1 protein-coding gene is annotated in these 472 nt (G+C 53.2%); it reads left to right on the top strand.

Features of this window, described 5'->3' with window-relative positions; genetic code table 11:
- The coding region (locus tag PSH54_RS20845; protein WP_273607013.1) for an Ig-like domain-containing protein at window positions 1-472 on the top strand (472 nt) is incomplete at both ends.

Raw genomic sequence — 472 nt, 5'->3', positions numbered from 1 at the left:
ATTATTGTGACAGACAATGCCGGTGTAGCGCAAACCATTACCGCTACAGTGGGCGCAAGTGGTACATGGTCAGTGCCGGTTACAACAGCCCTTGCTGAAGGCAACTTTACCGTAAGTGCAAGCGTAAGCGATGCAGCGGGTAACACAGCGACCGCCACAGGTGCAGGGGAGGTTGATACCATTGCGCCAACGCTTGATTTAACTAGCCCAGGTTCAAGTAACGATGTCACACCAACCCTAAGCGGCACCAGTGATGCGGTTGAAGGCACCGTGATCACCTTTACGGTTATCGATGATTTAGGAGCCCAGCAAACCTTTACCACTACCGTGGATGCGAGCGGCAATTTCTCAGTGGAAGTACCGACGGCACTTGCAGAAGGACCGTACAGCATTGAGGCCAGCATTAGCGATGATGCAGGTAACAGCACTGATATCACCGGCAGCGGTAACATCGATACCACCGCGCCAAGTG

The sequence above is a fragment of the Pseudoalteromonas sp. Angola-30 genome, from assembly GCF_028599215.1.
Lineage (GTDB): Bacteria > Pseudomonadota > Gammaproteobacteria > Enterobacterales > Alteromonadaceae > Pseudoalteromonas > Pseudoalteromonas atlantica.
The sequence above is the reverse complement of the archived record's forward strand: the minus strand, read 5'-3'. Positions and strand labels throughout refer to the sequence as shown.